Source organism: Microbacterium sp. JAI119 (assembly GCF_013410135.1).
GTDB lineage: Bacteria > Actinomycetota > Actinomycetes > Actinomycetales > Microbacteriaceae > Microbacterium > Microbacterium oxydans.
Genome location: NZ_JACCCK010000001.1, coordinates 631,011 through 644,594, shown reverse-complemented (window position 1 = coordinate 644,594; position 13,584 = coordinate 631,011). Strand labels below are relative to the sequence as shown.

Genomic DNA, 13,584 nt, shown 5'->3' with positions numbered 1-13,584 from the left:
GACGGGACAGCGCGGCCTTCGCCGACCCTTCCCGACGCCACGAACGGACACTCTCTTGGACATCTTCGCTTTCCCTCCTCTCGCCGCCCTCCTCGACGCCGCCTACGGCGCCATGACCGGGCTCTCCGACCTCCTCACCCCTCTCGCCGGCGCCGCGGCCGCAGCACTCGCCGTGGTGCTCGTCACCCTGCTGGTGCGGGCGCTGCTCATCCCGGTGGGCATATCCCAGGCCAAGGCCGAACAGACCAGGGCGCGTCTCGCCCCGAAGCTGCGTGAGCTGCAGCGCCGCCACAAGAAGAACCCCGAGCGCCTGCAGAAGGAGACGTTGGCGCTCTACAAGGCCGAGAACACGTCGCCGTTCGCGGGGATGCTCCCGGTGCTGGCGCAGGCCCCCGTCGTCGGCATCCTGTACACGCTGTTCCTCCGTCCCGAGATCGCCGGTCATCCGAACGAACTGCTCGCGCACGACCTGTTCGGCGCCCCGCTGGGGACGAGCCTGGTCTCCGCGCTCTTCGGCGGCACGGCGACGCCCGCCACGTTCCTGGTGTTCGGAGTGCTGCTGGCGGTCATGGTCGCGGTCGCCGAGGTCACCCGCCGCGTGTTCCGTCCCACTCCGATCGAGGGTGACGACTCCCCGTTGAACTCGCCCACGATGCTGCGCGTCGTCTCGGCGACGCACTACCTCACAGCGGTATTCGCCGCATTCGTGCCCCTCGCCGCTGCGCTCTACCTCACCGTCACGGTGGTGTGGACGCTCGTCCAGCGCGTCATCCTGCGTCGGCGCTTCCCGCTGCCGACTCCGACGGTCAATCGGGCAGCGGTATCGGCGCGGTGAAGGGACCGGAGGGGCCGCCGTCGCGACGGTCCCTCCGCACGCCGAGCGTGGTGCCGACGCTCGCGGCGATCACGAGAGCGATGGCGAGCATGCGCAACGGCGTCGCATCCTGACCGAGGATGAGCCAGCCGGCGAGGGTGGCGAACGCCGGCTCCAGGCTCAGCAACACCCCGAAGACGCGCTGCGGAAGCCGCCGCAGCGCCGCGAGCTCGAAGCTGTACGGGATGACCGACGACAGCACCGCGGTGATCGCCGCGAGCAGCAGGAGCTGCGGGTCCATCGCCACGGTCGACACAGCGGGAACGCCGACCGGGATCAGCAGCACGGCCGCGACCACGAGTCCCATCGCCAGGCCGCTGCTGCCGGGGATGAGGGCGCCGACGCGGGCGCTCATCCGGATGTACATGGCCCAGAATCCGGCGGCGATGAGGATGAACACAACCCCGAGCGGATCGAGCGGCTCGGCCCCGATCAGCCCGTCGATGCCGAGGACGACCATGCCCAGCAGGGCGATGCCGACCCAGGCGAAATCTCTGAGCTTCCGGGTGAGCACGGCGGCGAGGACGAGCGGTCCGAGGAACTCGATCGCGACGGCGGGCCCCAGCGGGATGCGATCGATCGCGGCGTAGAAGAAGCCGTTCATCGCCGCCAGCGAGACACCGAAGAGCACGGCGGCAAGCCACTGCGAGCGGGTCCACTTCCCCGGTCGCGGCCGCACGATGACGACGAGCAGCACCGCGGCGATCGCCACGCGCAGCGAGGTGACCCCCCACGGTCCGAGCACCGGGAAGAGCTGGGCCGCGACAGCAGCGCCGAAGGGAAGTGAGAGGCAGGAGCCGATGACGAGCACGACCCCCACGAGGGGACCGGATGCGGTGGGCTTCTGCACCAGACAAGCTTAGGCGGCGACTGTCGAGACCCACCGTGCTGTCGAGACCCACCCTGCTGTCGAGACCCACCGTCCCTGTCGAGACCCACCGTCGAATGCGCGACGGCGCGTGGGTGTCGACGAAGACGATGGGTCTCGACGGATGCTCGTAGGGGTCAGAGGTGTTTACCGCCCGTGACCGCGATGACCGATCCCGAGGTGTAGGAGGACTCGTCCGACGCCAGGTACACATATGCCCCGGCGAGTTCCGCGGGTTGCCCTGCCCGCCCGAGCGGGGTGTCGGCACCGAAGGTCGCCAGGCGCTCGGCGTCCCAGCCCGTCGCGGGGATCAGCGGTGTCCAGATCGGGCCGGGGGCCACGGCGTTCACTCGGATGCCCTTGGGCCCTGCCTCCTCGGCGAGCGCCTTCACGAACGCCACCTGTGCCGCCTTGGTCATGGCGTAGTCGATCAGACCCGGCGAGGGGTTGTAGGCCTGCACCGACGCGGTCACGATGATGCTCGCACCGGGTTCGAGGTCGGGATAGGCCGCACGTGCCGAGAACAGCATTCCGGCCAGGTTCGTGTCGAAGACCCGGCGCATCCGCTCCGTCTCCAGCGACGCGAAACCGTCGATGTCGTGCTGGTAGCCGGCGTTGAGCACGAGCACGTCGAGTCCACCCAGCTCGCTCCGGGTCTTCGCGACGATGTCGGTCGCGAACCCCTCGTCGCGCAGATCGCCCGCGAATCCCACTCCGATCCGGCCGGCCTCGCGGACCAGGGCGAGGGTGTCCTCCGCGTCGTCCTGTTCCTCGGGCATGTGCGCGATGGCGACGTCCGCGCCCTCTCGGGCGAAGGCGATCGCGACGGCGCGGCCGATGCCCGAGTCCCCGCCCGTGATCAGAGCACGGCGTCCTCCCAGGCGACCGTGGCCTGCGTAGGTCTGCTCGCCGTGGTCGGGCTCCGGCCGGGTCCGCTCCGTCAGCCCCGGCTGATCCTGGTGCTGCGAGGGGAAGCCCTCCTCGCGATGCGCGTGCCGGGGGTCGGTGGTGTCGTCTGTCATGGCGATCCTCCTCATCTCGTGGAACGTGTCGTCTCGTGGAACGTGTCGTCGTACGAGCGACTCTCCCCGAGGGCCGCCCTCCCGTCAGGGGGGTTGACAGGTCCGCCCTGTGCGAGGGGTCGAGAGGATCAGACGGGCGGGGTCACCGGTACTTCCTCGGTGCCCGGCTCGGTTCCCGATTCCGCGGGCTCGGGAACGAGGTAGAGCCCGCTCGGAGCGTTCGCCGTGAAGGCGAGGGCCTCGATCCAGGCGCGGTTGATGGACGGCTGCCTGCTGCCGAAGTACTTGAAGACCAGCGCGCTGCCGGGCTGGATCCAGACGGTGGTGCGCCCACCGCCCACGCTGGTGTCTTCTCGCCAGCTGAACGGGAAGGGCTCACCGCGACGCAGCTTGGCGGTGATGACGAGCTGCAGATGCGTGAGCGCCCGGTCCTCGATCTCGGTCTTCACGCTGCCTTCATAGACGAACTTTCCCATGCACTGCTCCTCGCTCGTGGCGGTGGGGACGACGGTTGCGACCCATTGTTCCTCAAACAGCCGACGGCCACACAGTCCCTCGGCGGGTGGATCCGATGCCGGGTCGCCACAGCGAAGTCAACCCCCTCGGCGAGATCTGGAGGGACGCATAGCCTCATTCCACTCGACCCCGAGGAGGGCACTGCCATGAACGACCGACACATCGATGACCGCCCGGACGAGGGCAACACCCCGGGCACGACGCACGCGTCGTGGGGCGCGGGAAACCCCCGTCTGCGCATCACCAGGGACGACGAGCGCACCGAGTTCGCGCTCGAAGACGATGTCGTCCGCGTCGGCTCGGCCGAGGGCAACGAACTGCGCCTCGCCGACACCGACCCGGTGCACGCCACGATCACGCACGACGACCGCGACGAGTACGTGCTGACCCTGCACGGCGAGGGCGAGACGAACGCGAGCCTCGGCGTGGACGCGACGCACGTGGATGAGAACTCCGAGACCCTGCGCACGGGCGCGCACTTCACGGCGGGTCCGTGGACCCTGGTATTCGCCCGCGACGAGTTCGCCGATCACGGACGCCCCTACGGCGGCCGCGCGGGCGGAGAGTACTCGGACCAGCCGCTGCAGCCCCCTCGTCCGGACTACGACGAGAGCGAAGAGCGATGACGCTCGAGAACGGACGCTCCGCACGGTGACCGCTCTCGACGCTCTCGACTCGGACACGCAGAGCCACATCGCACGGTTGAGCGAACTCGCCGCGGAGCGGGAGCTCCGCATCGGAGTGGCCGAGTCGCTGACCTCGGGCATGCTCGCGGAGACGATCGGTGCCGGCGACGGTGCCTCCGGCTGGTTCGCCGGGGGCATCGTGGCCTACTTCACCGACGTCAAGGAGCGCGTGCTGGGACTGACGCCGGGAACGGATCCGTGCTCTGCCGCCTGCGCGGAGCAGCTCGCCGCCGGTGCACGGACCCTGTTCGATGTCGACCTTGCGGTCTCGACCACCGGTGTGGGCGGCCCGGAACCCCAGGGCGGGCACGCGGCGGGAACCGTCTATCTGGGCTGGGCCACGGCCGATGGCGACGTGGGCCACCGTCGACTGGCACTTGTCGGCGACCCGGAAGAGGTGCTCGCGTCGACCGTTGGTGCGGCCGTCGGCCTGCTGGCGTTCCACGCCGAGGGGCTGCGACCGCTGGGTCCGCGGCGCGGTCAGGAGAACGACGGCGAAGACCGTCGTCCGCGCTGACCACGGCATCGCCACGAGTCGCGCATCGTCACAGGCCGCAGCACCCTCGCCGGCGCGTTGGCCGCAGCTTCACTGGCCGGGCACGAGCCCTATCCGCAGCGGCGCCTGTGGGGTGGTCGCCTCGCGCAGCGCCGCATCGATCTCGGAGAGCGGCCGCACCGCGCCAACGGCATCGGCGAAGGGATACGCCCTCCCCCGGCCCGCGAGGAACGCCACCGCTTCAGCCAGCTCTGCGCCCGTGTAGTTGTGGATGCCCGCGACGGTGACGAGCCGGCGCACGATGCTCTCGGCGTCGAACGGAACCGGGTCAGCGGGGAACACGCTCCCGACCAGCACGACCGTCCCCCCGACCGCCACGCCGGCGAGTGCTTCCTGCACGGCATGCCCCGACGCCTCGATCACGACATCGGGATCCCGGTCGAGACGCGTCGCTCCGAACCGTGCGGCCAGACCCTGCCTGTCGACGTTCGGGTCCCGCACCTCCACGGTCGCGCCCTGTTCGGCGGCGATGGCTGCGGCGGACAGCCCCACGAGACCCGCGCCGTGGATCCGCACGGAGGCCCCGTCGAGGTCGTGGTCCTTCGCCGCTCGAGCGACCGCCGCCCACGCGGTGGCCGTGGCGCACGAGGCGGGCGCGAGCACCGCGGCGGGGAGCGCCTCGGGCACCCTGACGATGGCCGTCCCCTCCCTCAGCTGCACGTGACTCGCGAACGCTCCGGTGAGGTCGCCGTGCGCGCCGACGCGATCGTGCCCGTACTTCCCCAGATCACGGCATTTCTGCGGCAGCCCCCGCAGGCAGCGATCGCAGCTCGCGCAGGATATGGTCACCGACCACACCACCCGATCGCCGATCCGCAGCGGAGTGCCGTCCACGGTGCGCGCGCCGGCGTCGCCGATGGCGATCACCCGTCCGACGCTCTCGTGTCCGAGCACCAGGGGCGTCGGAGCGGATCGTCGTCCCCGCACCGTGTGCACGTCGGATCCGCAGATCGTCGACATCTCGACCGCCACGAGCGCGTCCCCGTCCGCGAGAGCCACTCCCGGTACCGCGATCGTCTCGTGCGGGTGGCCTTCGCCGACCCAGACCATCGCGGTGGCCGCCGGGCGCAGCGCGACGTCTCGGCGGTGGCCGGGCGGACGGATCAGCAGCGTTCCCATGGAGCGATCCCTCAGGAGGTGGCGACGAGCGGCAGCAGCTCGCGCTGGACGAGCACATCCCGCAACGCGCTCACATCGCTCAGCACGGCATCGGCTCCGGCGGCGCTCAGCGCCGGACGATCGTGGGCGCCGGTGAGCACGCCCGCGACGAATCCGGCGCCGGCTCGACGACCCGACTCGACATCGCTGACGGTGTCGCCGACGACCGCGATCGACTGGACGGATGACGCCTGCGTGCGCAGCAGGGCCGCCAGCACGAGGTCGGGCGCCGGGCGTCCGCGTCCGGCGTCGATCGGCGACAGCGCGAGGTCGACGAGGTCTCGCCAGCCGAGTCCGTCGATCAGGGCGTCTCGGGTCACCGGGGCGAAGCCGGTGGTGAGCACGACCTTCAGCCCGGCGTCCTTCAATCCCTGGATCGCATCGGCGGCACCGGGGATCTCGGAGACGCCCTGCTCGGCGACGATCTCGGCGTACGCGCCCTCGAACGCGGCAGTGGCACGTGCCGCGGCCTCTGCGTCGCCGCCGGAGAGGTGCGTGAAGACGTCGATCTTCGACTGCCCCATGGTCACGCGCACGTAGTCGAGCGCCTCGTCCCACGGCATCCGGTCGGCGACGCCGGTGCGCTCGGCGGCGCGCTGGAAGGCCTGCTCCACGACGCCGTCGTCGAGCACCGTGGTCCCCGCCATGTCGAGGACGGCGAGTTCGAGAGGAGTGGTCATGATGTTCCTTCCATTGCTGCCGTCCACCCGAAGGCGGCGGCGAGGTTCTCTTCGGCGAGTCCGAGGCCCGTGGTCATCCCGATGCCGGTCGTCGCGGCGAGCACCAGCACACCGTCGTCGCCCCGGTCGATCAGGAACTCCTGCGGGCCCTTCGCGTACACGCCCTGCCAGCGCTCGATCACCCGCGGTGCGGGTGCGTCGAACAGCGCCTCGGCCTCGTCGAGGAACGCGGTGAATGCGGCCTCGGGCTGGAACGGCGCCGGGGAGAGCGCCGTGGCGTGCGAGTCCCCGATGATGAGCGTGCCGTCGGGGAGCTGCGTGTACATCTGGTTGAGGTCGATCGCTGCGAGATCGGGCCGCTCGGTGTGCAGACGCTCGCGCACCGCACGGGCCTCCGGTCCGTCCGCGAAGCGGCCGTAGCGCACGAGCGACCAGCCGGTGAGCAGGGGGGCCGCGAGCGGACGCGGGAACGACACGGCCGCCCGCATCATGTCGAGCGCGCACCGCACGACCCCGTGCCTTTCGGCGACCTCCGGGAGCAGCTGGTCGATGTCGTGATTCACGGCGACGACGACGCTCCCGCAGGCGATCGGCCCCCGAGTCGTGTCCACCCGCCCGGCCCCCACAGCGGTGACCGCGGTGCGGAAGCGGAATTCGACGCCGAGGGCGACCAGGTGGCGCACGATCGCGTCCGCCGCGGTGCGCGGATCCGTCTGCAGGTCGGTCTCGATGTGCGCGCCGCCGACGAGTCCCTCGGCGCGGAGCGGGGCCGACCGCAGGAGTTCCGAGGCTTCGAGCATGCGGATGCCTCCCTCACGGGATGCCGCCTCCAGCACGGCGAGCTCGTCGTCGTGTCTGGCGGCGACCAGCGTGCCCGACTCTCGCAGCCAGAATCCCGCATCCCGCGAGAGGCGCAGCCACAGGTCGCGCGAGAGATCGGCGTAGCGCCGCGCCTCGCCACCCTGCGCGCCGATGCAGAGGTGTCCGAAGTTGCGGATCGTCGCACCGACCGGCCCATCCGTGCGGTCGACGACGATCGCCCGCAGCCCACGCCGGACCGCCGCGTACGCCGCACCGAGGCCGACGATGCCGGAGCCGACGACGACCACATCCGCCGTGTCGAGAGCGCGATTCATCGGAACACCTTCCGCATCCACATGGCGAGACCTTCGACCACGAGCACCGTGGCGAGGATCATCAGCACGATGGCCGTCACGGTCTCGTAGCGGGACCCCTGGCTGGCGTTGAGCAGGTAGTAGCCGACCCCGCCACCGCCGACGATGCCGAGGATCGTCGCCGCACGGATGTTCGTGTCGAGCATGTAGAAGCTGTGGCCGATGAGCGCCTGCATGCCCTGCGGCACGGTCGCCGAGGTGTAGGTCTGCAGGCGTGTCGCACCGACGGCGCGCAGTGCGCGTTCCGGTCCGCGATCCACCTCCTCGAACGAGTCGGCGATGAGCTTGCCGAGCAGTCCGATGCCGCCGATCGCGAGGGCGATGACACCCGCCTGCGCACCGAGTCCGGTGATGACGACGAGCACGATCGCGAGGATCAGCTCCGGGATGCCGCGGATGCCCACGAGCAGGAGCCGTGCGGTCCCCCGCGCTCCCGAGCTCGGAGCGACGTTGCGGGCCGCGAGCGAGCCGAGCAGCAGCGACGGGAGCAGGGTGAGCACGGTCGCGGCCAGGGCGATCGCGACCGTCTCCCGCATCGCCTGGAACATGGCGCTCGCGTCGTAGTTGCCGAACGAGGGCGGCCAGAAGCGCGCCGCGACCTCGGGCAGCTTGGCCCAGAATGTGATGAGGTCCATCCAGTTGATCTGGCTGACCAGCACGCTTCCGATCACCACGAGCACGGCGACGACGCCGGCGATGGTGTGCCGGATGCGCTGCGCGGTCCAGGGGCGACGCACGGCGGTCTCCGGGCTGGCCGCCCAGGCGGGGCGCTCGACCTGGGTGGATGCGGCGTGCGCACCGAGGCGCGGATGCAGGATCCGGTCGATCCACGAGCGGGTGTGCTTCTGCTCGCCGAGCATCGCTCCGCGGACCATGCTCGAGACGATCTCCATCGCGACGCACAGGATGAAGATCACCAGTGCGATGCCGAGGCCCTTGCCGTAGTTGAGCGACTTGAACGCGTAGGACATCTCGAGGCCGAGGCCGGCGACGCCGACGTAGCCGAGCACCACACTGCCGCGCAGGTTGATGTCGTTGCGGTGCAGCACGGTGGCCACCCAGCTGGGCAGTACCTGCGGCAGGATGCCCGACGTGAACTCCTGCATCTTCGAGCCGCCAGCGGCACGGACGGCGAGACGCGGCCCTTCGTCGATCTGCTCGATCGCATCGGCGAACATCTTCGAGATCATGCCGATCGAGTGGATGCCGATGGCGAGGATGCCGGGAAGCGTGCCGAGAGAGAACATCAGCACGAACGCCATCGCGAGGACGACGTCGGGCAGGGCGCGGGTGAGGACGCCGATGAAGCGCGCGGCCGCGCGCCAACCGTTGCCTGGAGTGGTGTTGGATGCGGCGAGATAGGCGATCGGCACCGACAGCACGGCAGCGAGGAGGGTGCCGACGAGCACCAGGCCAACGGTGAGGGCGATCAGCCAGGCGAGGTCGCCGGGCGCCGGGAACGTGAGTCCCCCGACACGGGCCATGAAGTTCTCGGCGTTGCCCCAGCTCTGCACCATCGCCGGGATCGAGATGTCGACGTCGCGGACGGCGAGGATGCCGAGCACCACGAGCGCGACCAGGGTGAGCGATGCCGCGATCCGCTCGGGCGAGATCGGGCGCTTCGGAGCGCGCTCGGCGACCGTCTGCCCGCCGTCCCGAGGCACCGGCCCACCGCCGCGGGTGGCTGCATCCGTCGCGGAGTCGAGGGCCGTCATGATGCGGCCACCTGCGCAGCCGCCTCCACGAGCTCCTCGGCCACGGCGCGGATCTCGGCGGTCGTGGTGGCGACACGGCCGTAGATCTCCATGACCTCGGCCTTGGTGAGGTCACCGGTCGGGGTGTCGAGCACCACTTCGCCGTGACGCAGCCCGACGATGCGGTCGGCCCACGAGATCGCGAGGTCGACCTGGTGCAGGCTGCAGACGACCGTGAGTCCTTCGTCGGCGGCGATCTCGCGGATCAGCGCCATGACCTGTTCGCTCGACTCGGGGTCGAGAGAGGCGACCGGCTCGTCGGCGAGCAGGATCGCGGGCTTCTGCATGAGAGCGCGAGCGATGGCCACACGCTGCTGCTGTCCGCCCGAGAGGGTGTCGCTGCGCTGGTAGGCGCGGTCGAGGAGCCCGACGCGGTCGAGGTGCTCGAGCGCGGTGAGCTTTGCCGCCCGCGAGTAGCCCCAGAGACCGAGACGCGGCCCGCGCACACCCGACAGAGAGCCGGTGAGCACGTTCTCGAGCACGGTGAGAGAGGGAACCAGCTCGAACTGCTGGAAGATGAAGCCCACGCGGCTGCGGAGGTCGCGCAGCGCCCTCCCCTTCAGCGACGGGACCTGGGCGCCCAGCACCTCAACAGAGCCCGCGGTGGGGATCTCGAGGCCGTCGAGGTGGCGCAGCAGGGTCGACTTCCCCGAGCCGGAGAGGCCCAGGAGCACGACGATCTCTCCGCGGGACACCTCGAGCGAGGCATCCTTCAGCGCGGTGGTCGTCCCGAAGGTCTTCGTCACGCCGTCGAGGCGGATGAGGGCGTCGGATGCCGAGGCGGTCATGTCGTAGCTCCTGTGTTGTCGTGAGTCGTGCGGTGGTGCCCTCCGTCTCGTCCGGGTGAGGCGGACGAGACGGAGGGCGCCGGGTGAAGCGAAAGGTCAGGCCGGGCTCAGCCCTGGCACTGCTCCGCTTCGGTCTCCTTGCAGATGTCGCGGATCAGGTCGTAGTACGCGTCGTCGACCGGCTTCGTGGCGTAGAAGACGCTGCGGAACGCGTCGGTGTCCGCACCGTCGATGCCGGCGGCGATGATGTCGTCGATCGTGATCTCGGAGAGGCCGTCGATGAGCTTCTTCGAGACGTCGTCGGGCAGCGTGGACGAGTAGACCAGCGGCGCGCCGGGAACCATGGTCTCGTCGACGACCTTCACCTTGTCCGACTTCTCGACCTCGGAGTCCTCGGCAAAGCCCGCCTCGCACTCCACGCCCTCGCCGACCTTGGTGACGCTGACGTCGTGCTTGCCCGCGAAGACCGGCGTGATGTCGGTCTTGGGGTCGATGCCGGCCTTCAGCAGGTTGTAGGACGGGAACAGGTAGCCCGAGGTGGAGGACGGGTCGACGAAGCAGACCTTCTTGCCCTTGAAGTCATCGATGCTCTTGATGTCGCTGCCCGCGGGGACGATCGCCTGCGAGAAGTAGCCGGGCTCCTGGCCCTCTTCCGTGACGATCGAGGAGATCGGGGTGAGCTTGGCGCCGTTGTTCGTGGCGGTGACGTACGTGAAGCCGGAGAACGACGCGACGTCGACCTTGCCGGCGACGGCGGCTTCGATCAGTGCGGCATAGTCGGTCGACTCGTGGTATTCGACCGTCTTGCCGGTGATCTCGGCGATGTAGTCCATGAGCGGCTGGTAGTTGGTCTCGGTGTCGACGGAGTCGGGCACGACACCGAAGACCAGGGTGTTCTCGTCGACCGCGAATCCGCTGGCGGAAGACGACTCGTCGGCGCCGGGAGTGCCGGCGGCGTCCGCCGAGCCGGAACAGGCGGCGAGGCCGAGGGCGAGGAGCGCGACGCCGGCGAGGGCGGGGAGAGCGCGAAGCTTCATGAGGACCTTTCAGGGTGTGAGGGGTGATCCACGGAAGACTCTGGCAGGTGATGAGCGCAGATATGTACCTAACTCGGAAGAGTTCAGGCCGCGTTTACCGGGGATTCGCCTGAGTGAACACTCCCGGAACGAGGCAACGCCGTTCGGGCGGACCAAGTAATGTACCTATGTGGCCGAAGCTGTGTACACCCAGATCGCCGACGACCTGCGCGCCCAGATCGCCGCGGGTGCCCTGCGCCCCGGGGATGACGTACCCACCGAAGCGGAGCTCGCGGAGAGATGGCACACATCGCGGGGGCCGATCCGCAACGCCCTGGCCGCGCTCCGTGGCGAAGGCCTGATCGAGACCAGTCGCGGTCGGCCGGCGCGGGTCGTCGCCAGGAAGGCGAGCCAGGCGGTCGACATGTCGGTGCCGTTCACCCGCTGGGCCCGCGAGCTGGGCGTCACGCCGGGGGCCGAGACGCAGGAGCTGAGCCTGAGACGCGCCGGAGAGCTCGGAGCGGCACTCGGCGTCGACGCCGGGGACACGATCGTGAGCGTGGTCAGGCTGCGCCTGCTCGACGGGCGCCCCACCATGCTGGAGCGGCTCAACTACACCGAGGTCGCGGGCCGGAGGCTGTTCGAGGTGGATCTGGACGAGGTGTCGATCACGGAGTACCTCTCGTCGGTCGGGCACCCCATCGTCACTCTGCAGCACGTGATCGACGCCGTGGCCGCTGACGACCAGGACGCGGAGTTGCTGCGCGTGCCGCGCGGGACGCCCATCCTGCGTCTCACCCGCACCTCGCGTGACGCGGAGGGGCGGATCTTCGAGGCCTCGGAGGACCGGTACCTGAGCGAGGTCGTGCGGTTCACCGTCGCCGCATCGGGGATCTCCACCGATGGCCACTACATGCGCGCAGTGGGCGGGTAGTCGCGCGGTACGGAGCGTCGCGCGGAAGGCCCGGAAGACAGCCGTTAACGCAGAAGGCGATCGCGAGCGCGCAAAGTGTTTCAGAAGCCAGAAAGACCGCGCTCGCGATCGCAGCGCTGGGGACGCTTTATCTGGGGAACCCTCAGGATATGGCGGACTGCAACTCGTTCCACAGTGTCGAACGTCGAGACCTCGCTAGACCTTCGTCTAGGTTCTCGCGGAGCGTGGAGAGGGTGCTCACACACTCTAGGGCATCAGACGACCGGAAGTCGGGCCGACACGACCCAGAACCCGTCGACTTCGCCGGCGCTGAACTCGCCACTCGCTCCCATCACGCGCTCCGCCATCCGGCCGAGTCCTGTTCGACTCGACGAGAGTTCACGGCGCGGGGTCGTGGGGAGGGGGCTGCGCAGCGTGAGGTGCGCGACATCGTCGTCCACGGCGAGGTCGATCAGCACCTCGCCGGGGCCTGCGTATTTGAGGATGTTGGTGGCGGACTCGCGCACGATGCGCGCGAGGACGATCTCGACGGCACGCGGGATACGCTCGTCGCTGGGATCGCCCACGCGGGCCACGGAGTGGCCCGCCGCTTCGAACTCGCTCTGCGCCTCGTCGACGGCATCGGCGAGGTCGCCCGTCTGCACGCTCGACGACTGCGGACCGTCGTCGGCGAGCTCGATCACGAAACGGAGATCGGTCATGGCCTTGCGAGCGGCGACGCGGATCGCCTCTCGAGAGTCGGTGCTCATCTCGGGGTCTTCGAGCATCTGCACGTGCAGCGACACCACCGTGAGGTGGTGCGCGATGCTGTCGTGCAGCTCACCGGCGATCCAACGTCGCTCGGCGAGCACTGCCTGTCGTTCTTGTTCAGCCCGCGCCTCGAGCTCGCGTTCGAGGCGACTGCCACGGGCGAACGCCAGCCGCAGAGCGAACCCGACGGCTCCCGCCACGGTGGCGAAGACGAGATAGAGACCGACGTTGACGGTGACGCCCGGCTCGGCGGCGAACGGGACGATCGCCGCGGCGACCAGGAATCCGCCGGTGTAGGAGAGGATCAGTGACGTCCACCCCAGCCTCATGACCAGGCCGGCCGCGACAGCGGCGGCGGTCAGAACCTGGAGCTCTGATCCGGGGATGAAGGAGAGCGCGAACACGACGCCGAGAGCGCATGTCGCGAGGAGCGGCTTCCAGAGGTAGAGCGCGAACACTGACGTGGTCGCGATGCTCACCAGAAGAGCTGCCGGGTTCACACCCGGAGTGGTGAAGAAGCCGATGAGATCTGCGGCAACGGTGATAGCGAGGATCGCCAGCACGACGATGCGCTCGATCGCGCTGAGCTTCTCGCCTCGGGCCAGGCGGAGAGTGTCCGCGGTTTTCCGGTTCGAGTGGTCGAAGGCCATGCTTCACTATCTCCTATTTGCCAACTATTCTAGTTGTGGAGACCAAAGAACTTGCCAACCTGCTGCCAGAAAGTCATAACGTTCACCTCCAGTTTGTAGTCGTTCGTCGATGTCTGTATTCATCTTCTCGGCGACAGGAGCGGCGCACATCTGTCTC

Annotated in this window: 14 protein-coding genes; 4 read left to right on the top strand and 10 right to left on the bottom strand. The window is 69.4% G+C overall.

The genetic code is table 11. The features are described 5' to 3' along the window. Positions 1–55 precede the first annotated feature (55 nt). Entirely contained in the window at positions 56–835 is a 780-nt protein-coding gene (locus HDC31_RS03065; protein ID WP_113680066.1) for a membrane protein insertase YidC, read from the top strand. Here HDC31_RS03065 and HDC31_RS03060 read toward each other — a convergent pair. The 3 genes from HDC31_RS03060 to HDC31_RS03050 form a co-directional block, all read right to left on the bottom strand. Further along, positions 807–1,724, bottom strand: a complete 918-nt coding sequence (locus HDC31_RS03060) for a DMT family transporter (protein WP_113680065.1) — start codon at positions 1,722–1,724, stop codon at positions 807–809. The two genes, HDC31_RS03065 and HDC31_RS03060, sit on opposite strands and share 29 nt — an antisense overlap. Before the next feature lie 155 nt (positions 1,725–1,879). After that, a complete protein-coding gene (locus tag HDC31_RS03055; RefSeq protein WP_113680064.1) occupies positions 1,880–2,764 on the bottom strand; it encodes an SDR family oxidoreductase in 885 nt (294 codons plus the stop codon). Between the two features lie 128 nt (positions 2,765–2,892). Further along, a complete protein-coding gene (locus HDC31_RS03050) occupies positions 2,893–3,240 on the bottom strand; it encodes a hypothetical protein (RefSeq protein WP_058632365.1) in 348 nt (115 codons plus the stop codon). 186 nt (positions 3,241–3,426) lie between these two features. Between HDC31_RS03050 and HDC31_RS03045 the strand changes: the two genes are divergently transcribed. Both HDC31_RS03045 and HDC31_RS03040 read left to right on the top strand, forming a co-directional pair. Beyond that, positions 3,427–3,906, top strand: a complete 480-nt coding sequence (locus HDC31_RS03045) for a hypothetical protein (protein ID WP_046747739.1) — start codon at positions 3,427–3,429, stop codon at positions 3,904–3,906. Positions 3,907–3,931: 25 nt separating this feature from the next. Further along, entirely contained in the window at positions 3,932–4,483 is a 552-nt protein-coding gene (locus tag HDC31_RS03040; RefSeq protein ID WP_058632364.1) for a CinA family protein, read from the top strand. Positions 4,484–4,552: 69 nt separating this feature from the next. On the opposite strand, the gene HDC31_RS03035 is transcribed toward HDC31_RS03040, so the two are convergent. From HDC31_RS03035 to HDC31_RS03010, 6 genes are all read right to left on the bottom strand, one after another. Further along, entirely contained in the window at positions 4,553–5,641 is a 1,089-nt protein-coding gene (locus HDC31_RS03035; protein WP_179515809.1) for an alcohol dehydrogenase catalytic domain-containing protein, read from the bottom strand. 11 nt (positions 5,642–5,652) lie between these two features. Further along, the gene (locus HDC31_RS03030) at positions 5,653–6,360 is read right to left on the bottom strand and encodes a phosphonatase-like hydrolase (RefSeq protein ID WP_046747737.1); all 708 of its coding nucleotides are present in this window, start codon (positions 6,358–6,360) and stop codon (positions 5,653–5,655) included. After that, positions 6,357–7,496, bottom strand: coding sequence for a TIGR03364 family FAD-dependent oxidoreductase (locus HDC31_RS03025; RefSeq protein WP_113681485.1), 1,140 nt, complete (start codon positions 7,494–7,496; stop codon positions 6,357–6,359). The genes HDC31_RS03030 and HDC31_RS03025 overlap by 4 nt, the downstream gene beginning before the upstream one ends. Further along, the gene (gene phnE / locus HDC31_RS03020) at positions 7,493–9,250 is read right to left on the bottom strand and encodes a phosphonate ABC transporter, permease protein PhnE (protein ID WP_179515808.1); all 1,758 of its coding nucleotides are present in this window, start codon (positions 9,248–9,250) and stop codon (positions 7,493–7,495) included. The genes HDC31_RS03025 and phnE overlap by 4 nt, the downstream gene beginning before the upstream one ends. Next, complete coding sequence (phnC, locus tag HDC31_RS03015) at positions 9,247–10,077, bottom strand: phosphonate ABC transporter ATP-binding protein (RefSeq protein WP_061015714.1); 831 nt, start codon at positions 10,075–10,077, stop codon at positions 9,247–9,249. The genes phnE and phnC overlap by 4 nt, the downstream gene beginning before the upstream one ends. A gap of 107 nt (positions 10,078–10,184) precedes the next feature. Continuing rightward, positions 10,185–11,114, bottom strand: a complete 930-nt coding sequence (locus HDC31_RS03010) for a phosphate/phosphite/phosphonate ABC transporter substrate-binding protein (RefSeq protein WP_046747734.1) — start codon at positions 11,112–11,114, stop codon at positions 10,185–10,187. A 169-nt stretch (positions 11,115–11,283) separates the two neighbouring features. Between HDC31_RS03010 and HDC31_RS03005 the strand changes: the two genes are divergently transcribed. Next, positions 11,284–12,027, top strand: coding sequence for a GntR family transcriptional regulator (locus HDC31_RS03005; RefSeq protein ID WP_046747733.1), 744 nt, complete (start codon positions 11,284–11,286; stop codon positions 12,025–12,027). A gap of 254 nt (positions 12,028–12,281) precedes the next feature. Here HDC31_RS03005 and HDC31_RS03000 read toward each other — a convergent pair whose 3' ends face one another. Continuing rightward, on the bottom strand, positions 12,282–13,427 hold the full coding sequence (locus tag HDC31_RS03000) for a sensor histidine kinase (protein ID WP_113681487.1): 1,146 nt from the start codon (positions 13,425–13,427) through the stop codon (positions 12,282–12,284). Positions 13,428–13,584: the final 157 nt, after the last annotated feature.